Genomic DNA, 17,776 nt, shown 5'->3' with positions numbered 1-17,776 from the left:
CTTACCAGATGCATTCTGCTTAACAGGAACTTCTGATCTGTAGTACTTCATATGCATATTTATCTAATTCATCTTCATTTGAATAAATATCAGGGTAAACTACCCTGTGCTCTTTTATCAATTTGAAAATCTTACACGTGGCTTTCTTGCTTTCACTATCTACAGACGGTAAGCACTCATCACTAGTCATGACAAATGTGTCAACTGACATTCACAGTATCTCTGAGTAACTGCTTAATTCCCTATGTCTGTTTCTACAAGCGTTCTATTACTACCTACTGAATTAAGATATTTATCTTTAAGGGTATACAAAGAAGCTATTTGTCACACTGTACAAAGGTACCCCTAAAGACACCTTGCAGCCGCACAATATATCAACATTCTCCTCGTTTTTACGATATATGCAAATCTGTATAAGTCAATCCAGTTACACACATTTTACAATGGATGTAACCATCCCCCCGAGGTATTAGCAACAGGCGGAGACGGTACAGGCTACATTTAAAATAGTTAAAGCAGGGAGATATTAGAATGCTCTTTTCGATCCATCGCTATACTGGAGGACCTCTTGAATTTTACTACTTGCGCTATACCACTCTCGACAATCCAGAGTAGGAAAAAGAAGCCATTGGCTAGGCTGCGAAATCAGTATCCAGCAGCCTTATAGGGACCAAAGTTCTTACGATAAACAAGTAACGTTCGCTTGTAGGCGCAAACCCATTCACCATGTTGATTTTGAGCGCGGGAATATATGCTAAGCAACCCCTGTTCAGGCCTTGATTTTGACTCCCTTTTGGAAAGTATCTCAGATTCGAAGTATAAAGTATCTCCCACATAAACTGGCTGCAACTCACAGTCACTCATCTCCAAGTTGGCTACAACCTTTCCAAACGTCCTAGTTGTATGCGCCATTGCGCTTAAAACAAATGTCTCCAATACTCGTTGCCTATCACCATAAACTCGACGCGCATATACCTTATCAGTGATAAACGGGCTGAGATCGAATGAGCGAAGTGCATAGTCGACACAGCTAGCTTCAGTGAAGGTTCGACCTGGACGATGCTCGAATATTTGCCCCACTTCAAAATCTTCAAAGTCTATTCCGACCGTTTCTATATAAACGTTATCTTCTACTTCCCGCAAAAAATTAAATGACTCTTTCATTGAGGTCACCTAAATATGGAAAATGGAAATTTAGTAGCCGTTCGCAGAGAAAGGCAGGTGATTGCGTTTGAAGATCAACATGTCACACTGTATTTCGCAAATAGTCTTCTTGTCTTGATTCTTTCCATATATAACAATTTCTACCAGCCCCGCGTCGTCATACTCACTACCTGCCTGGACTTCGAGAACCTTACTCTCAGAATACAAGGTATCACCGCCATAAGCTGGTGCCACCATGGAAATTTTTCTCCAACCAACAATTTTTTTCCGTCGATTGTAGGTCTTCCAGATCAAGCCCATTAGCTGTTGAACCGCTAAAGTAGTATCAATTAACGGCTTACCGAATTCAGTTTGGGCGGTGTAACACTCATCAAAATGCAGCATGGCTTGATTTAAGGTCTTGATGCACTCTTCCTTATTATCGTGCTGGCTAATGGTAACGCCGGGCCTATGATGAAAAACCTGCCCTACCTTAAAGTCTTCAAAATCGAGACCGTAACGCTCTCGATAGCGATTTTTACCGGTCTTTATATACGCAGGAAAATGATAGCGGGGCATAGAAACCTCTTGCCTTACCGTAAGGCTCCGGTGAGTTTGGCTCTGCTATAGTACGGTCACAATCCCTTCGAGGCCGCCACAGTTTTCAGCGCCCGCTCAACCACGGGCATATCCACCATCTGTCCATCAACTACAAGAACTCCACCATGATTCTCTTTATAAGCTTTCAGTACTCGCTGAGCATGAGAGAGCGCCTCACTAGATGGTGCCAATCCTTGGTGAATCGGTTTAATTTGCTTTGGATGGATGGCTATTTTTCCAGAAAACCCCAGGGCGGAGACCCTCTGTGTTTCCTCAATTAGGCTTCTTTCATCATCCAGCTCCAAATAGGGGCCATCTACAGCATCAATGCCTGCAAATGCGGCAGCCTGAACCAGCCGCCCCCTGCCATATAAAAGAGCATCCCAGCTCATATCTGACCCCACTGTTGCACTGTAATCAGCCGCGCCAAAGGCCAGGCAAACCACCTCCTCTACCTGGGCAATACTCAACGCATTCTCCAAACCTTTTGGGGATTCAATCAGGGCTATTATTCGAATCGTTTTATGGGAGGGGGCCATAACCTGGCAAAAACCAATCACTTCTTCTGCTGATTGAACCTTGGGAAGAATCACAACGTCTGGCAGTTGCGGCAGATCTAGCAGCATCAACATATCCTTGATGCCGCAATCGCTGTCGAGCTGGTTGATTCTCAACGCGCGCTGAGTGGGAACAATATCCTTTCCTGTAAAGAAATTGACCACCTGCTCCCTTGCAGTATCTTTATCTTCCAGGGAAACGGCATTTTCCAAATCCACACAGGCAATATCGGCTCCGCTGGCCATTGCTTTTTCATAGCGATCCGGCCGGGTCGCAGGAACAAACAGGACACTGCGAAAGTACTTGCTTCTGTTAATGACACTGCCCATCTAGCGGCACCCTTTCAACAAATTGACAGATTGCCGGATATCCATTCCCGGTGCCCTTCTCAACGACCGGATTCAGAACCAATCCAGTAGCTCACCCAAAAGACTAGCAACTCTGTATTAAATCGCGACATCCACCTTCCGTGAGCTCTACCTAGCGGCCAGATCACCAAAATACGAGTGACCAGTTATTCTCAATATCTACCAATCAACCCCATCGAATTTACAGCTCCTGCTCTATGCTGAGGGGTACGGCGTATCTGTATTTAGTGGAATATTCCGACATGTTACCTCTTTCAGGATTGCGGATTGTGGCAGTGGAACAATATGGTGCCGGCCCTTTTGGCACTTTGTATCTGGCAAATCTGGGAGCAGAAATCATTAAGATCGAAGATATCTCTCGTGGCGGAGATGTCGGTCGTACCGTAGGCCCTTACTTCTTGGAAAGTGAATCCGGGGATAATAGCAGCCTTTTTTTCCAGGCTTTCAATCACAACAAACGCAGCTTATCCCTTAACCTTTCCTCTCCCCAGGGGCAGGAAATTTTGCACAAATTAATTCTTAGCGCAGATGCCCTGACCGATAACTTACGGGGAGACGTACCGGGCAAGCTGGGTATTACTTACAAACAACTGGGAAAGCTGAACCCCAAAATTGTTTGCGCCCACTTGACGGCCTACGGCCGGAATGGCGAAAGGGCCAAATGGCCAGGGTATGATTACCCCGTGCAGGCGGAAGCAGGATATTTCAAATTAACAGGTGACCCTGACGGTCCGCCCACCCGGTGTGGCTTGTCCTTGGTGGATTTATCCACTGGAGTAGCTCTCGCGCTGGCCGTTGTTTCCGGAGTGCTTAGTGCTAGGGAAACTGGCAAGGGTCGAGATATTGATGTCAGTCTTTTTGACAACGCTTTATATAATTTAAGTTATGTGGCCATGTGGCAATTAAATGCAGGGCACAACCAAAAGCGGGTGCCGCGATCGGCACACTTTTCCCTGAGCCCTTGTCAACTTTATAAAACAAAGGACGACTGGATTTACCTGATGTGCAATAAGGAAAAATTCTGGAAAGCCCTGTGTCAATGTATTGAACATCCAGAATTAGTTGACGCACCCAAGTTTGTAAATTTCAGGGAACGCAGAAAAAATCAATCGGAATTAACTGAAATCTTAGATGAGATACTGTCAAAAAAAGATACTGCAGAATGGCTGAAAATTTTAGCTGGTCAGGTGCCGGCAGCCCCGGTATATGATGTTGAGCAGGCGCTAACAAACCCCTTTGTTTCCGATACCGACCGCATCCAAACAATACCCGGTGATCACGGCAAGGATATTAAAATACTGGCACCGTCAATTCGCTGCGATGGAGAGATGGTTAATTTCAAGCGGGCACCTACCCTGGGAGAGGACACCAAGGATATTCTGGCTGAGCTTGGCTATTCCGGGGCTGAGATAGCCAAGCTTGCCAAGTACGGCATCATTTGAAAGAACTATTGATCATCGAGAAGCTGAAAGCCCTCTGCCAATAGTTGCGCCTGCAATTGCGACCACTGATCCTGGGGGAGTGAAACTGGCACAGTGACATCACTGGCATATTCCGCCTGCCCACAACTCCCCTGGTGACGTCCCACCAAAAAGCGCAGGCGGGCTTCCTGGGAAAAATCACAGCAAACCGAAACATGCAGCAGGGGAATAAAAGGCTGTAAAGGAATATCTTGCAGCGCTGCACCTACCGCACCGCGATAGGCGCGCATCAAGCCACCCACCCCAAGCTTGGTACCACCAAAATAGCGGGTCACTATAGCGCCCACATTACCGACACCCTGTTTCAACAGCAATTCCAGCATTGGTCGCCCCGCGCTACCACCGGGCTCGCCGTCGTCATCTGCTTGCATTACTTCCGGGTTGGAAGGGTTGCCGATCACCAACGCGGTACAGTGGTGGCTTGCATCGGGATATTGAGCGCGGACAGTATCCAGCTGTTGTTGAAAAGCCGCTTTATTCTCTACTGGCCCCAGCCAACAAATAAAACGGCTCTTCTTTTCTTCTGTCTCACTGACAACGGGAGATGAGGGAATCTGATAACTCACCGACAATATCGTCCCAGCGCTGGTTTTTTAATTTTTCGTACAAGGGCTGGAGCTTGGTCTGCCAGACTTTATTGTCGACAACGCCAACGTGTTTGCAGCGAATAGTCCCTTCGGAATCCACCAGGAAAGTTTCCGGCGCACCGAAAACACCGAGGTCCAGAGCCAAACGGCCATCTCTATCGGCGAGGCTATACAAGTAGGGATTGTGGAATTTCTCCAACCACTTGATTGCTGCCTCATCCTCATCTTTGAGGTTAACGCCAACGATCGGCACACCCTGCTCAGCCAGAGCATTCAAATAGGGGTGCTCTACCCGGCAAGCTACACACCAAGTGGCCCACACATTCATCAAATGCGGGCCATTGGGAAGATCTTTCTTCTCTACAATTTGGCTGTTATCCGCCACTTTTTGCAAAGAGAATTCCGGCACAGGTTTATTCAGCAGGGCCGACGGCATTTCCTGTGGGTCCAGGTAGAGGCCCCGCCAAAATAACAAGGCCAGCACGACAAATATTACCAGGGGCAAAAAGAGTTTGAGTCTAGACATTATCCTTTCCAACTATTACGCCGTAGCAACATTGCCTGTAACTTCTATATCTACAGGTTTAGCGGCTTTCGCTTTGCGATAGCGCTTATCCGCTACAGCAATAGCTCCACCAATCGCCATCAAAAGCGAGCCCAACCAAATCCATACCACAAAGGCTTTGTACTGAAGTCGCACAGCCCAATCACCGCTTGGGTTAGACCTGTCCATCGGCTCACCGAGGGCCACATAAATATCGCGGAAGAGTCCGGTATCGATCGCCGCCTCTGTCATGGTGTTGCCACCAGAGAGGTAATTGCGTTTCTGGGGATGCAGCTCTGCAACCGGCTTCCCGTCCTTGCTGACATGCAATACACCTTCAAAGGCTCGGTAATTAGGCCCCTGAACCATACGAACACCGTCAAATTTGAAGTCGTAACCGGAAACCTGGAAACTGTCCCCAGCACCCATACGCACATCTTCCTCAATACTGTAAACGGTGGTCAGTACTACCCCCAACACCGAAACTGCCAGGCCGATATGTGCGATATGCATCCCGTAGTAACTGGCTCTCTGACGCTTAAGGCCGGCAAAGAATGAGCTGGAGTTGCGGGTTTTAGCCACGATATCAGCGATGCTGGAAGCAAAGACCCAGATACCAATAAAGATTCCCAGCGCCGCTCCCCAATGGAAATCTCCCAGGGCCAGGGTCCACAGCAACGCAACTACCAACGAAGCGACAAATGGCAAACGCCATGCGCTCAGGAGTTTGTCCCAGCGGCTGTCTTTCCAGTTGGCGCGCACGCCCATCCCCACCAGCAGGCAGAGAACAACCATCAGTGGCACGAAGAAAAGATTAAAGAAGGGCGGACCCACACTCACCTTGCCCCAGTTCATGGCGTCGGCCAGAAGCGGGTAAAGAGTACCGGTCAAAACCATGCCCATAATCAGCATCAACAGAATGTTATTGCCAAGCAGGAAGGTTTCCAAAGAGCGGAAAGAGAAAACGCTACGGGCGCTGACTGTCGGTGCGCGCAGGGCAAATAACAGCAGCGAAGTGCCGACAATTACAGCCAGGAAGCCAAGAATAAAGCTGCCTCGCAGTGGGTCAGTAGCAAATGCATGCACCGAGGTAATCACCCCTGAGCGCACCAGGAAGGTGCCGAGCAGGCTGAGACTGAAAGCGAAAATCGCCAGCAGGATAGTCCAGCTCTTAAACAGGCCACGCTTCTCAGTTACCGCCAAAGAGTGCATCAAGGCAGTCCCTACCAACCAAGGCATCAGGGATGCATTCTCAACCGGGTCCCAGAACCACCAGCCACCCCAGCCCAGCTCGTAATAAGCCCACCAGCTACCCAGGGCAATACCCAAGGTCAGGAAGCCCCAAGCCACAGCCGTCCAGGGTCTTGCCCAACGGGCCCACACCGCATCCAGCTGGCCACCGAGCAATGCCGCAATAGCAAAAGCAAAGGCTACCGAGAAACCCACATACCCCATATAAAGCAAGGGCGGATGGAAAATCATACCGGGGTCCTGCAACAGCGGGTTCAGGTCAGAACCTTCCATCGGCGGGAATGGCAGGGTGCGATCAAATGGGTTGGAAGTAAACAGAATAAACAGGAAAAACCCGATCAGTACAAAACCGAGTACGGATAAAACCCGCGCGGAAAGCTCTGGGGGCAGCTGCTTACCAAACAGCGCTACTGCCGCAGCCCAACCAGCCTGAATCAAAAGCCACAACAGAATGGAGCCCTCATGCCCACCCCATACAGCGGTAACTTTGTAATAAACCGGCAGGATACTGTTGGAGTTCTGTGCTACGTAATTAACCGTGAAATCACTCTGCACAAAAGAAGTGGTCAGGCAGGCAAAAGCGATCAGAACGAACGCAAAAATACCCAGAGCCAGCGGACGCCCCGCATCCATCCACACAGGGCGCGATGAATAGCTACCGGCCATCGGCACTGTTGCGAGAGCAACCGAAAGCAGCAAGCCGACAATTAACGCAAAATGGCCCAGCTCAGGGATCATATTTTCGCTCCATCGGAACAACCTTCATGGGAAACCATGGTGTCGGCTACCTCAGGTGGCGTATAAGTTTCATCGTGCTTGGCCAGCACCTGGTCCGCACGCAGAACACCGCTTGGCATCAACTGGCCGGTAATCACTGCTGCTTCGCCTTCGGCAAATAGGTCCGGCAGGATTTTGTCGAAGACTACGGAGAGTTGAGCCTCGCCATCAGTAATCACAAACTGGACTTCCAGGCTACCAGTAGCTCGCTGCACACTGCCCGGGACAACACAACCTCCCGCGCGAATCCGCTTTTCCATCGGGACTTCACCCGCTGCAAAGGCCTTGGGGGCATAGAAATAATCGATATTGCCGCGCATCGCATAGGCTACAAAACCTACTGCTGCACTGGACAATACCACCAGGACAAGTACGAGTATCAGGCGTTGCTTGCGTACAGGGTGCATTGTCTAAGTCCTACTCCATAACTATTTAATTCTATTGCGCTGATAGGTTCTCCATCGCCCTATCCGCTGGAACCCGGCAAATTGAAATTAAGCCGGTTCCTCTGCTATTTCTTTCTTTGTGGTTACTGTGCGCTCACTCACTGCCTGGCGGCGGCGCTGGGCAATTTTCTGCTGTCGCACCAGCTCTGCCTTCAGGCCGCGGCGGGCAATGTAAGGGTAGAGAGCCATCCCCGCGAGACTCAGGAAAGTCACCGCGTAGGACACCCACACAAATACACCGTGGCCGTCCATCGTTAGGAAATCAGCCAGGTTGGCAAATTGAAACTCCACTTTATCGACCTCCCGCCAGTTCTTCCTGTACCCACTTGGTGCGCATCTCGCGCTTGAGCAGCAGAGTGCGGGTGTGAGTCAGCAGGGTCCAGGCATACATACAGTAGAAACCGATAATCATGGTCAGCAGCGGGTAGAACATACTCGGATCAATACTGCTGGATTCGGTCAGGCGAATGGTCGCGGGCTGGTGCAAGGTAAACCACCAGTCTACGGACTTGTAAATAATCGGGATATTCACGGTGCCCACCAAAGCCAGCAGTGCAGAAGCTTTGTCGGCGACCTGCTCCCGGTTCACTGCGTGGGTAAGTGCCATAACGCCGACATAGAGAAACAGGAGTATCAGCATTGAAGTAATGCGGGCATCCCATACCCAGTAAGCACCCCAGGTAGGTTTACCCCACACAGCACCGGTAAATAGCGAGACAAAGGTCAATACCGCACCGATCGGCGCGGCAGCGCGCATCACGGCAAAGGAGAGCTTCATCTTCCAGATCAAGCCGATAGCACCGCTGATCGCCATAATGTAGTAACCGGCCAGGGCCAGGAAGGCGGCGGGTACATGGATAAAGATAATGCGGTAACTATTGCCCTGCTTGGCATCTTCTGGGGCAAAACCCAGGCCCCAAACACTGCCTACAGCGAGCAATACAACACTAGCCAGCGCCAGCCAGGGCAGCCAGGCTTCAGTTTTTTGATAGAACCAGCGGGGCGAACCCAGGCGGTGAAACCATTGCCAAGCCAAGAAAGACCTCCAAATCAATTATCCAGGCTAATACGTATTGCACCCGCAGCAGCGAGTGGCGCCAGTGCCGCAGCAGCCGCTAGGAGTGCTGCCAATATCGCCAGTTGGGCGCTGTAGGCATAGCCATCAATTGCCGCCTGTACTGCGCCGGTGCCGAAGATTAGCACGGGCACATACAGCGGCATAACAATTAGTGCCAAGAGCAAACCGGGGCGGCGCAAGGCAACAGTGAGTGCTGCACCAATGGCCCCGATCAAACTCAAACTTGCAGTTCCCAGCAATAGGGAAGCCAGCAAACAAACATAACCATCCACGGGCAGATTCAGCATTAAGGCGAGCAGCGGCGACAGCAATGCCAGCGGCAAGCCTGTGGCAATCCAGTGCACCAGGGATTTTGCAAGAACCGCAAAGTAAAGCGGTTGTGGTAACAGGGTGAGCTGCTCCAGGGTGCCATCTTCGAAATCACCTTTAAAAAGGCTTTCCTGGGATAGCATGGTGGACAGTAGGGCCATTACCCAGATCATGCCCGGAGCCATCTTTGCCAGAAGTTCGGGCTCAGGTCCTACCCCTAACGGCAAAAGTGCTAAAACCGTCACAAAAAATAATAAGGGGTTGGCAATATCTGCTCGTTTTCTCAACGCCAAGAGCATTTCAATCCGGAACAGCGCCATAAAACCAGGGCCACTGCGCACTTCGCTCACCGGTGTTTGGACATCAACTGTCGACATGCTCTCCCCCAAAATCCTCAAAAGGCTCAGAGACTGAATAGTCAGACAAATTAACCTCACTGAGTCCGGCTAATGACAGAGGTTGGTGTGAGGTCAGCAGAATTGAACCACCGCTATAAAGATGGACCGCCATTTGCTCTTCCAATGCAGCAACACCCACAACGTCGAGGGCGGTCAGTGGCTCATCGAGTATCCACAATCGAGGGGAATCAGGTAGAAATAATCGCGCTAGGGCAACCCGGCGATTCTGGCCGGCGGAAAGGGAGTGGCACAAGCTGTCCTCAAAGCCGGTCAGGTCGACTTTATCGAGCGCATTAAGCGCGTCCTCATGGTCAGCACCATACCAGGTGAGGTTTTCCAGCGGAGTCAGGCCACTGCGCACTCCGCCCCTGTGCCCGATATATAGTAAGGATTCACGCATCACCGAGAGCGATTGCGGGTAGGCGGTATCACACCAAAGGATCTCCCCAGTGAAATCACTGCTACTGCCAATCAAAGTGCGCAGCAAGGTCGTTTTACCCGCGCCATTACTGCCTTTGATTTGAATTGCAGCGCCGGCTTGAAGAGAAAACTGAAGGCCCTCAAACAAGCGCCGACCATCCCTTTCGCAGGCGAGATCTCTCACTTGCAGCACAACTTGGGACTTAGGGGTCACAGACATTCCAGGATAAAACCGCTCTGACAAATCTGAACGGCATTATACCGGCACCAGCGCTAATTGCATTGTCTCAGCGAGCAACATTTTAGCAACCCTTGATCTTTCGCAAGAATGCCCACTGATTCACACTGAAAAGCGCTATTTAAATTGGCACTGAATTGTAGTTTTGGTATTTTCACACCGTCGTGAGATTCAGTACCTGTTTCTCGCTGTACCCTCAAGGAAGTGGGTAATCTCAGAAGTCGACATAAAGCTGGACCCCCAAAAGGGCCAATTCTTCTGCTCGTAAGGATGCGTGTCTATGAACAATCTCGCCACCCATATCGATCCCTGGCTCGACGCTACTACTTTAATTGGCCAAGAAAGCCAGATTCACCAACAGCCATTTCCTTTCTTCGTGGCCAAGAACTTGCTGGCCGAGAACCTGATGGCATCCTTTATCAAAGACTTCCCAAAGCTTAAAGGGGCCGGTTACCTTCCCTACGATAGAAGCAGTTGTGGCACCACAATAAATGAACTGATTGAACAGTTTAGGGCTCCAGAATTCGCCGATGCTATTGGCAACAACCTGGGTATTGAGAATCTTTCTCAATACCCAACCTATGTTTCCATTAGCCGTACACTCAAGAAACGCCACGGCCGCATCCATACCGACGGACAGTCAAAAATTGCTACCGCCCTGCTCTACCTGAACCCGGAGTGGTCCTTGGACGGCACAGGCTGCCTGCGTTTCTTAAAAAGCGGCGATAACTTTGAAGATACTGCAGCCCCAGAGGTAAAACCTTCGTACGGTACCCTGGCCGCATTTAAGCGAGCCGATAACTCGTTCCACGGACACTTGCCTTTCGAAGGTAAAAGATTGGTTATCCAGGTAGCCTGGTTAGTCAGCGATGCTGACAAAAACAGAAAGGCCAAGCGCGGCAAGTTAGCTTCAAAACTCAAGCGTCTGCTGGGTTGGTTTGGAGGCAACTCTGCAGCCACACAAAATATGTAGCTACAGCCAACTCAATACCTACGATAGAGCCCGCATCCCTTACGGGCTCTGTACCTACACACCTTCTTCCCTATCTCCATAGCGCCCATTGCAAAAATAATAAACCTAACAACTTTAATTAGTGAAAATACAATACGGGGAAACAAAGCCCAACGATTTAAAAGCACAGAGAAAAGCCAGGGGAAAATAGAAGTGACTTGGGCAGGAAAGGCAAATTTTCAATAAAATCTATTAACTACGCAGAGTACAGTTTAAGCAATCCTATTTTTAGATTACTTTAATTTATTATCTGCACCCTGCATAGCTGGCCGTAGCCGTTAAAGTTTCAGCATATTTCGTTAGTCGAAATCATAATCCATTAATTCACGCCTTAAACGCTTTTCCTCCAATTTGTCTTCTACCATTCGACGTGCGTCGCGTGGTGGCTGAGAGGTAGCTTCCTTCAGCACTTCAGTTGCAATTTGTGGAATACCCACATTATCAAAATCTAGGCGTCTTTCGTTAACGTGGCCGCTCATACGAAACTCCATAATCTTGATTAGAGAAAGCAGAAATATCCTTATCGCACCAAGGGTGCAATTGCAGGTTATCCAGCTCAATCAATCGTGGTCAAGCAATAATTTATCAAGTGGAAATACGGCTTTTACGTCAAAACTTTCCAACTGATCCCCGAACAAAGCTATCCGCAAAAACCGCCATTTCGAAGTCAAAGTAGCGAAGAAAAAAGACAGATTTATGAAGGTTTTTCGAAAATTTTAAGAAAAGGGAACGACGGGAATAGCAGTAACCGAGTGGCGCCAATGTTACCCTCAGTGACACAGCAACTTGGTACGATTTGATGGAAGGTGAGTTAATGGTGAAAAGCATGACATGACACAGGGCTTTCCACAGGCTAGAATAGCGCCGCTCTTCAGCAGTGCTGACACCCGCCCCCGTCGGTTAACAGGATAAACCACGGACCTCCTAAGTCCGGACTGGTGGTTCGAGTCCACCCGGGGGCGCCATACATATCAAGGCAAATTAGCAAACGACTGCCTTTGACGAATGCATAAACAACGCCAGGAATAACCCAGCCAACAGCACCCCACCCCAGAAGAGCCTGGTAGAACGGCTAATTGTTCTCCCCCGCCTGGCTTCGTTTCTTACAGTCTTTCCCATATCACAAATCCATTTGCCTACTTTTCGTCCATTCACCATAAATACTAACCGAAACCATTTCGCTGGTGAATCTCCATCTCAGGATAGACAAAGCCCGGCACAAGCCGGGCCCAGAACAATAGCAATGCAAGTATTGACGAACAGCGCCTACTGGTTAGTCCCGTTTGTGCCACTGCCACCATTACTATTGTTCATCTGAGTGCCATCCTGCATTTTTTTCTGCATTTTCATCATCTGCTTTTCAGCTTTGTCCTTCTTGTGGTGCATCCCCACCTTGTGCCACTCATCTTTGAACTTAGCCCAGAAAGATTCTTTTGGCGCTTTGGTGCAGGCGGTAATCACCATCGGCGTCACTTTTTCTGTGCCTTCAATATCCAGCATATCCCCCTCTTCCGTGCCTTTCTTGGCGTAGGCGGCAGCCCAATAAACTGCTTTAGGTTTAAACTCATCGTCGATAGCCAGGAAATCCGCACAGGTCCAGTCTTTCGCCGGCTTCTTGGGATGGTTATCCGCGAAGGCAGCAGAAGCAGCAAGACTGGCAATTACCAAAGGAAGAATGAACTGCTTACTTTTCACAATTAGATCTCCAAAATATCCAGGGTTATCACCCCGTGAATCAATTGCAGGTAATGTGCAATCCGCTCGCTACCCACGGGCCGGGGAGGACTGGCCGGCAAGTCACTAAAATGACTGCGACAAACAGCGAGGCAAGGAATAGCCCCGGATTCACCAGCCTTACGACAGCGGAAACGCAAGCCAAGACACTGAATAAACGAATGCTTGGCCCATTGAAAGGATAGACGCATTTTTCATTTTTTGGGGAAAATCAAAAACACTTTCTTACCCACTTGCATACAAACTTTATTGTCCAGACGCATTCCATGTGAAGAAGCAGGCTTTACCTATATACACCTTTAGCTATTAGCGGTCGGAATAGAGTTTGCTGCCTCCCATTTTTGACTGTGCCTACCCAGCCTTAACAAAGAGAAACCTAACCAAATAAACCAGACTATTTGGGAAATTCCGAATATTTCTGTAAAGATATCGTCCGGATAGATAGTCGCAATTCCCGCCACTCCCACTAGCACACCGATAAAATTTAATGGCCGGGAAAAAAGCCCAGCTTGCAATGCAGCAATACTAATTAACAAAACCCAAAGTCCACCCACCAACTCATTGCCACCACCAAGACTTTCAACCATCAAGTATATTATTCCCCAGGTATCGAAAGCCTGCTGAACACTGACTTCCATAAGCCCCAAAGCATAGGCGAGTCCTATATTTGCGATCATACCGCTCGCTATGACAAGGCCCACCCAGACTGCTCCAAACAAGGATGCCAATGCAGCAATCTCCCTCCTCTTACTTTTTAGCTTTTCATATAAGCTAACTACCACACAGCCCAGTAATATCGCAAAGACCAAGTACATTAGGGTATAGGCAATATTAAAAATCAGTTGATTTTCTGCCAAGAATGTCATTTTTTCTATGGGGCTCCCATCCGATGGAAAAGACCAAAAAGCACCAAAGAATACAAAAGCACTAATATAAATTAACCCCATGCCAAACGCCGAGATACCCGCAACTCTATCCATAGCTCCCCCTATCATCTTTTAACTCAATTTAATGCCCGTAAATATCGCTTCAATTATGTAACCCAAGGAAGCCAAATTCGTAACACCCCACCCTATCTAAGCGGCAAGTAATCGCAGAAATGAATATTCAGCAGCAGAAGAAAATCACAGTGCTTTAACTGAAGTGTACATTAATGCCATTTCTGACTAGCGTTCATACCAGGACCTGTAGGTTAGGTGGATAGCTAAATATCACTATTGCCAACTAACCCGAAGGAGATAATAGGATGGGGAGCAAGGAGTGAAGGATCTAAATAATCAGGAGATCAGTGATTTCCATCAGGAGCCGATTTACTTAAAAATCAGCTCAATGTCAGCTCTAACGGTAGAGTGTCGTATTCAGTCGCCAAGCCGATACTTACGGGCCACAACCTCAAACTGACGGATATAAATGGCTTGGGCTGGCTTATAGGGCGGCAGCCACTGATCGGGCCCTTTATCTCCCTTACTGCGATTGTGGCCATCATCAACCAGCCACAAATTTGCAGGGTCTTCTGCAAAAGCTTTGCGCTGCTCCCGGCTCCAACTAGCACCACCGTACTTATGAGCCCAAGATAGCGGTACTATATGCTCCACATCCAGATCCGAAGCTTTTTCAAAAAACTGTCCCGTATAGGGGTCCATCCACAGGCCTGTAACCACTGTACAGCTCTTCTCATTGCTGAAGGCAACAGGAGCCAAAGAGAGACGGATCAATAGCTCCTGACGAGTATTCTGGCAATCACCATCGACATCAGACCACCGTGGCAACCACTCACTTCGATCATAAGATTGAGGGGTTACTTCATAACATCCGCTGAGGGTCAGCATGGACACTATTAATAAAGACTTAAGTCGCATAAAGCTAAACTGCGGCTAATTACTGCTGGGGGAGCATTTTGATTGTAGTTTAAGGGCGCGTCAACAAGCACTTTTCTTAACACAAAATTTATTCGAGGATATAAGTAATAATCGAACCTGACAGAGATACGGGTTATTTAGCATGTGCAAACCTGTAGTAGTAAAAATATACAAATAGCGACAATTTATCGATACTGTATATACTTAAACCAATAAAATTCGTTAGCAGAACAATTCAATACATCTCAACAGCAATAGCGAAATGCATGAAAACAATAACAACTTTAATCGTAGGATTTTTCCTTGGGGTAGGTTCCACTACCACCTTCCTTAGCTTTCGAGATTCCGGTACATCTGAAGTCTGGACTTTAACAAAATCGCTACAGACTAACGAAGGCATGATAATCCCAAGTGGTACACATTTTATAGTACATAAATACATGCCTGAAGGCTATGTATCCCTAGATCTTAACGTGAATGTAGAAGGAGTGACTCTAAAAAATTTTCACAAAAAAACTATAAATAAAAATCACTTCAGATCTCCTGTGTGGGCTGAAGAAGCAGTAAACAATTGAATCAGCATCAGCCAGAGGGAAACTGTGGCGTACCATATAATATCTTTATATCAAAGCCTAAAAATACTCCAACAAAGACTTATATAATTCAGTTTCAATAGAAGATCCTACGTGAGAAGCGAAGTAGAATGAGTGATATTGAAAAAATCATAGAATTTGTTATCGAAATTGAGAAGCTTAAAGCTGTCCTGAGGCAAACAAAGCCAGTCGGTATAAATCGTTACGAGAACTCAGCAGAGCATAGCTGGCATGTCTCCTTAATCGCACTTATGCTCAAAGACTACGCCAATGAACGTATTGATATTAGCCGCGTTGTTAAGATGCTATTGATACATGACCTGGGTGAAATTGGAGCAGGTGATCAAATTGTGTATCAACCACTCACCGACGAGCAACAATTAAGTGAGACCCAAAGTCTAGCGCAAACACTATCGATATTACCGGACAAGCTCTCAGCTGAATTTATAGCTTTATAGGAGGAATTTGAGGAAGGCGTTTCACCTGATGGTAAGTTTGCAAAAGCGATTGATAGAGTACCTCCACTACTACATAACATTTATGGTAACGGCCATAGCTGGCAGAAACACAATATTTCCAAGGAACAGGTTTTCACTGTCAACTCAGAAAAAATAGCAGGTGGCAGTCATAAATTGTGGTCTACTATAGAGAAAAAACTCCATGAAGCAATTGAGAGTGGAGCTTTAAAGTGATCAGAAGGCATCCATAAACTTGTATACAGTAATGCTACGAGTAGAATGCACTACTCTAACAGTGAGACAATTATAAAATTTTACATCCAGCTGGTACAGAGGTGCATATTAAATTAAAAATAGCAAGCACCTGAAATTATACCTTTAAGAAAGGTTTAACTTTTTACTACTTCTACTGTACTTACATCCCCTCAATTTCACCACCCCCTTAAACAAAGATCAAGCATAGCTGGTAGGATATATATTCTCATTCAAAAGTTGACTTCCACATGAAAAATAATACCTACCCAGTAAGCGGTTGTTAACAAAGACACTTCGAGCTGCGCCTCGAACTACCAAACAAAATAGGCCTACCTAAAGCTAGACTCTTTAAACCTACAAAGATTGATCAATATCTCTGGATATCTCACAAGGGATACCGTTAATCGAATCTACAAAAGATGCAATGTGTCGTCTGGTAGACTTAAAGCAGCCAAGCCAAATAAAAGGTCAATAGGTATGAGTTCGAAAAGCAGTTAATAAGCTATTCCTTCTACATTTAGAATAGATAATTTAGAGAGTGTAAAATTCACCTAGCCTCAATAACAGTACTCTGCAGGGCAACCTTCAAAACCTTAAGCCTCTTGTAATCCCCACTCATTAAAAGTACAAGAGATATCCTATTTCGCACATAGACATACTGCAGATTAGCCATTTTAAAGATGGCACGGAGTTAACGATCTAGATGAAAGAATCGCTGAGCTCGATCAAAATTATCGCTGTTTTTTTAATTCTCACAGCGAGCCTCTACCCTATCGGATACTGGCTAATTTTTCACATGGAAAGCGCAGTACCCTTAATGCTTTCTGTTGGGCTTGCCACGGTCACAACATGCTTGATATTCAAGAAGAGTCTGGGCTCCTTAGGATGGTCTTGGGGAAGCTGGAAATATCAGTGGTTAAGCTATTTGGTACCCTTGGGCTATGTAGCAGCTGCCTACCTTATTATGTGGATCTTAGGTTTCGGGGAGTGGTATAACTCAGAATACGTTACGGCACTAAGAGAGGGGTATAAAGTAGATGCCTGGAGTGATACCAGTGTAATCATCTTTAGATTCTTAATTACTGCAAGTATCAGCTTTATATTGATACTGCCTGGAGTTTTAGGAGAGGAGATTGGATGGCGTGGATTGCTTGTACCTGAGCTCTCAAAGCTTATGTCCTTCTCAGGGATCGCATTAACCTCTGGGTTTACATGGGCCGCCTGGCATTGGCCCATGATGGTAGCAGGTGTCTACGGGAATGAAACAGCCCCTCTCAGCTATCAGTTGTTTTTCTTTACGCTAGGCTTAATGTCAATGTCAGTAATCATGACTTACGTAAGATTAAAGACTAACAGTGTTTGGCCTGCCGTTATTTTCCACATGAGCCTCAATGCATTTATTCAAAAATTCTTCAATCCATTGACCCTACAAAGCACAGATTCAGGTTGGTATCTCAATGAATTTGGTATGGTTTTACCTGTAGTTATTTTTTGTATCAGCATTTATTTCTGGAGAAAGGGCCAACAAGAGTTCGGCTCCGCTCAATCTGCAAGCGAACTGCTGTCTCCACAAAAATCTTGACGTAGCGCCATAGATGTGTGACAGAGGCTTGGATTAAGAACAATCATGAGTTTTGGGCAATTTTACCGCAGGCATATAGAAATAC

20 protein-coding genes, 1 tRNA gene and 1 pseudogene are annotated in these 17,776 nt (G+C 47.3%); 6 read left to right on the top strand and 16 right to left on the bottom strand.

Going from position 1 to position 17,776, the window contains the following annotated elements:
* Window positions 1-645: 645 nt before the first annotated feature.
* From QT397_11285 to QT397_11275, 3 genes are read right to left on the bottom strand one after another with little or no spacing between them, the layout of a single operon-like run.
* Window positions 646-1,164: a MaoC family dehydratase gene (locus tag QT397_11285; GenBank protein ID WNZ57886.1), complete on the bottom strand. Its 519-nt coding sequence runs from the start codon at window positions 1,162-1,164 to the stop codon at window positions 646-648.
* 30 nt (window positions 1,165-1,194) lie between these two features.
* A complete protein-coding gene (locus QT397_11280; protein WNZ57885.1) occupies window positions 1,195-1,722 on the bottom strand; it encodes a MaoC family dehydratase in 528 nt (175 codons plus the stop codon).
* Window positions 1,723-1,778: 56 nt separating this feature from the next.
* Entirely contained in the window at window positions 1,779-2,630 is an 852-nt protein-coding gene (locus QT397_11275) for a CoA ester lyase (protein WNZ57884.1), read from the bottom strand.
* 281 nt (window positions 2,631-2,911) lie between these two features.
* Between QT397_11275 and QT397_11270 the strand changes: the two genes are divergently transcribed.
* The gene (locus QT397_11270; protein WNZ57883.1) at window positions 2,912-4,111 is read left to right on the top strand and encodes a CoA transferase; all 1,200 of its coding nucleotides are present in this window, start codon (window positions 2,912-2,914) and stop codon (window positions 4,109-4,111) included.
* Between the two features lie 5 nt (window positions 4,112-4,116).
* Here the strand turns inward: QT397_11270 and QT397_11265 are convergent, their stop codons facing one another.
* From QT397_11265 to ccmA, 8 genes are all read right to left on the bottom strand, one after another.
* Entirely contained in the window at window positions 4,117-4,716 is a 600-nt protein-coding gene (locus QT397_11265) for a YigZ family protein (protein ID WNZ57882.1), read from the bottom strand.
* Window positions 4,679-5,263: a DsbE family thiol:disulfide interchange protein gene (locus tag QT397_11260; GenBank protein WNZ57881.1), complete on the bottom strand. Its 585-nt coding sequence runs from the start codon at window positions 5,261-5,263 to the stop codon at window positions 4,679-4,681. The genes QT397_11265 and QT397_11260 overlap by 38 nt, the downstream gene beginning before the upstream one ends.
* A 15-nt stretch (window positions 5,264-5,278) precedes the next feature.
* A complete protein-coding gene (locus tag QT397_11255) occupies window positions 5,279-7,270 on the bottom strand; it encodes a heme lyase CcmF/NrfE family subunit (protein ID WNZ57880.1) in 1,992 nt (663 codons plus the stop codon).
* Window positions 7,267-7,716, bottom strand: coding sequence for a cytochrome c maturation protein CcmE (locus QT397_11250; protein WNZ57879.1), 450 nt, complete (start codon window positions 7,714-7,716; stop codon window positions 7,267-7,269). Before QT397_11250 ends, QT397_11255 begins: the two co-directional genes overlap by 4 nt.
* A gap of 87 nt (window positions 7,717-7,803) precedes the next feature.
* The gene (ccmD, locus tag QT397_11245) at window positions 7,804-8,046 is read right to left on the bottom strand and encodes a heme exporter protein CcmD (protein WNZ57878.1); all 243 of its coding nucleotides are present in this window, start codon (window positions 8,044-8,046) and stop codon (window positions 7,804-7,806) included.
* Between the two features lies 1 nt (window position 8,047).
* Entirely contained in the window at window positions 8,048-8,791 is a 744-nt protein-coding gene (locus QT397_11240) for a heme ABC transporter permease (GenBank protein ID WNZ57877.1), read from the bottom strand.
* Between the two features lie 14 nt (window positions 8,792-8,805).
* The gene (ccmB, locus tag QT397_11235) at window positions 8,806-9,519 is read right to left on the bottom strand and encodes a heme exporter protein CcmB (GenBank protein WNZ57876.1); all 714 of its coding nucleotides are present in this window, start codon (window positions 9,517-9,519) and stop codon (window positions 8,806-8,808) included.
* Window positions 9,506-10,180: a cytochrome c biogenesis heme-transporting ATPase CcmA gene (gene ccmA / locus QT397_11230; GenBank protein WNZ57875.1), complete on the bottom strand. Its 675-nt coding sequence runs from the start codon at window positions 10,178-10,180 to the stop codon at window positions 9,506-9,508. The genes ccmB and ccmA overlap by 14 nt, the downstream gene beginning before the upstream one ends.
* Window positions 10,181-10,478: 298 nt before the next feature.
* Between ccmA and QT397_11225 the strand changes: the two genes are divergently transcribed.
* The gene (locus tag QT397_11225; protein ID WNZ57874.1) at window positions 10,479-11,171 is read left to right on the top strand and encodes a 2OG-Fe(II) oxygenase; all 693 of its coding nucleotides are present in this window, start codon (window positions 10,479-10,481) and stop codon (window positions 11,169-11,171) included.
* A gap of 338 nt (window positions 11,172-11,509) precedes the next feature.
* Here QT397_11225 and QT397_11220 read toward each other — a convergent pair whose 3' ends face one another.
* A complete protein-coding gene (locus QT397_11220; protein WNZ57873.1) occupies window positions 11,510-11,689 on the bottom strand; it encodes a hypothetical protein in 180 nt (59 codons plus the stop codon).
* A 410-nt stretch (window positions 11,690-12,099) separates the two neighbouring features.
* On the opposite strand from QT397_11220, the gene QT397_11215 reads away from it, so the two are divergent.
* Window positions 12,100-12,175: transfer RNA gene (locus tag QT397_11215), tRNA-Arg, on the top strand.
* A 301-nt stretch (window positions 12,176-12,476) separates the two neighbouring features.
* On the opposite strand, the gene hdeA is transcribed toward QT397_11215, so the two are convergent.
* The 4 genes from hdeA to QT397_11195 form a co-directional block, all read right to left on the bottom strand.
* On the bottom strand, window positions 12,477-12,905 hold the full coding sequence (hdeA, locus tag QT397_11210; protein WNZ57872.1) for an acid-activated periplasmic chaperone HdeA: 429 nt from the start codon (window positions 12,903-12,905) through the stop codon (window positions 12,477-12,479).
* A 2-nt stretch (window positions 12,906-12,907) separates the two neighbouring features.
* Entirely contained in the window at window positions 12,908-13,135 is a 228-nt protein-coding gene (locus QT397_11205; protein WNZ57871.1) for a hypothetical protein, read from the bottom strand.
* 108 nt (window positions 13,136-13,243) lie between these two features.
* The gene (locus tag QT397_11200; protein ID WNZ57870.1) at window positions 13,244-13,924 is read right to left on the bottom strand and encodes a hypothetical protein; all 681 of its coding nucleotides are present in this window, start codon (window positions 13,922-13,924) and stop codon (window positions 13,244-13,246) included.
* A 378-nt stretch (window positions 13,925-14,302) separates the two neighbouring features.
* Entirely contained in the window at window positions 14,303-14,803 is a 501-nt protein-coding gene (locus tag QT397_11195) for an HNH endonuclease family protein (GenBank protein WNZ57869.1), read from the bottom strand.
* 266 nt (window positions 14,804-15,069) lie between these two features.
* Here QT397_11195 and QT397_11190 point away from each other — a divergent pair, with 266 nt between their 5' ends.
* From QT397_11190 to QT397_11180, 3 genes and pseudogenes are all read left to right on the top strand, one after another.
* On the top strand, window positions 15,070-15,378 hold the full coding sequence (locus QT397_11190; GenBank protein WNZ57868.1) for a hypothetical protein: 309 nt from the start codon (window positions 15,070-15,072) through the stop codon (window positions 15,376-15,378).
* A 128-nt stretch (window positions 15,379-15,506) separates the two neighbouring features.
* Window positions 15,507-16,088: pseudogene (locus QT397_11185) on the top strand (HD domain-containing protein).
* A gap of 724 nt (window positions 16,089-16,812) precedes the next feature.
* On the top strand, window positions 16,813-17,691 hold the full coding sequence (locus QT397_11180) for a type II CAAX endopeptidase family protein (protein ID WNZ57867.1): 879 nt from the start codon (window positions 16,813-16,815) through the stop codon (window positions 17,689-17,691).
* Window positions 17,692-17,776 lie beyond the last annotated feature (85 nt).

It is taken from the genome of Microbulbifer sp. MKSA007 (genome assembly GCA_032615215.1).
Taxonomy (GTDB): domain Bacteria; phylum Pseudomonadota; class Gammaproteobacteria; order Pseudomonadales; family Cellvibrionaceae; genus Microbulbifer.
The sequence above is the reverse complement of the archived record's forward strand: the minus strand, read 5'-3'. Positions and strand labels throughout refer to the sequence as shown.

Coding starts and splice junctions, on each gene's coding strand:
- QT397_11205 (WNZ57871.1), bottom strand. CDS start 13,135: ATGCGTCTATCCTTTCAATGGGCCAAGCATTCGTTTATTCAGTGTCTT.
- QT397_11275 (WNZ57884.1), bottom strand. CDS start 2,630: ATGGGCAGTGTCATTAACAGAAGCAAGTACTTTCGCAGTGTCCTGTTT.
- ccmA (WNZ57875.1), bottom strand. CDS start 10,180: ATGTCTGTGACCCCTAAGTCCCAAGTTGTGCTGCAAGTGAGAGATCTC.
- QT397_11220 (WNZ57873.1), bottom strand. CDS start 11,689: ATGAGCGGCCACGTTAACGAAAGACGCCTAGATTTTGATAATGTGGGT.
- QT397_11190 (WNZ57868.1), top strand. CDS start 15,070: ATGAAAACAATAACAACTTTAATCGTAGGATTTTTCCTTGGGGTAGGT.
- QT397_11280 (WNZ57885.1), bottom strand. CDS start 1,722: ATGCCCCGCTATCATTTTCCTGCGTATATAAAGACCGGTAAAAATCGC.
- QT397_11225 (WNZ57874.1), top strand. CDS start 10,479: ATGAACAATCTCGCCACCCATATCGATCCCTGGCTCGACGCTACTACT.
- QT397_11180 (WNZ57867.1), top strand. CDS start 16,813: ATGAAAGAATCGCTGAGCTCGATCAAAATTATCGCTGTTTTTTTAATT.
- QT397_11195 (WNZ57869.1), bottom strand. CDS start 14,803: ATGCGACTTAAGTCTTTATTAATAGTGTCCATGCTGACCCTCAGCGGA.
- QT397_11285 (WNZ57886.1), bottom strand. CDS start 1,164: ATGAAAGAGTCATTTAATTTTTTGCGGGAAGTAGAAGATAACGTTTAT.
- QT397_11250 (WNZ57879.1), bottom strand. CDS start 7,716: ATGCACCCTGTACGCAAGCAACGCCTGATACTCGTACTTGTCCTGGTG.
- ccmB (WNZ57876.1), bottom strand. CDS start 9,519: ATGTCGACAGTTGATGTCCAAACACCGGTGAGCGAAGTGCGCAGTGGC.
- QT397_11255 (WNZ57880.1), bottom strand. CDS start 7,270: ATGATCCCTGAGCTGGGCCATTTTGCGTTAATTGTCGGCTTGCTGCTT.
- QT397_11270 (WNZ57883.1), top strand. CDS start 2,912: ATGTTACCTCTTTCAGGATTGCGGATTGTGGCAGTGGAACAATATGGT.
- QT397_11200 (WNZ57870.1), bottom strand. CDS start 13,924: ATGGATAGAGTTGCGGGTATCTCGGCGTTTGGCATGGGGTTAATTTAT.
- QT397_11260 (WNZ57881.1), bottom strand. CDS start 5,263: ATGTCTAGACTCAAACTCTTTTTGCCCCTGGTAATATTTGTCGTGCTG.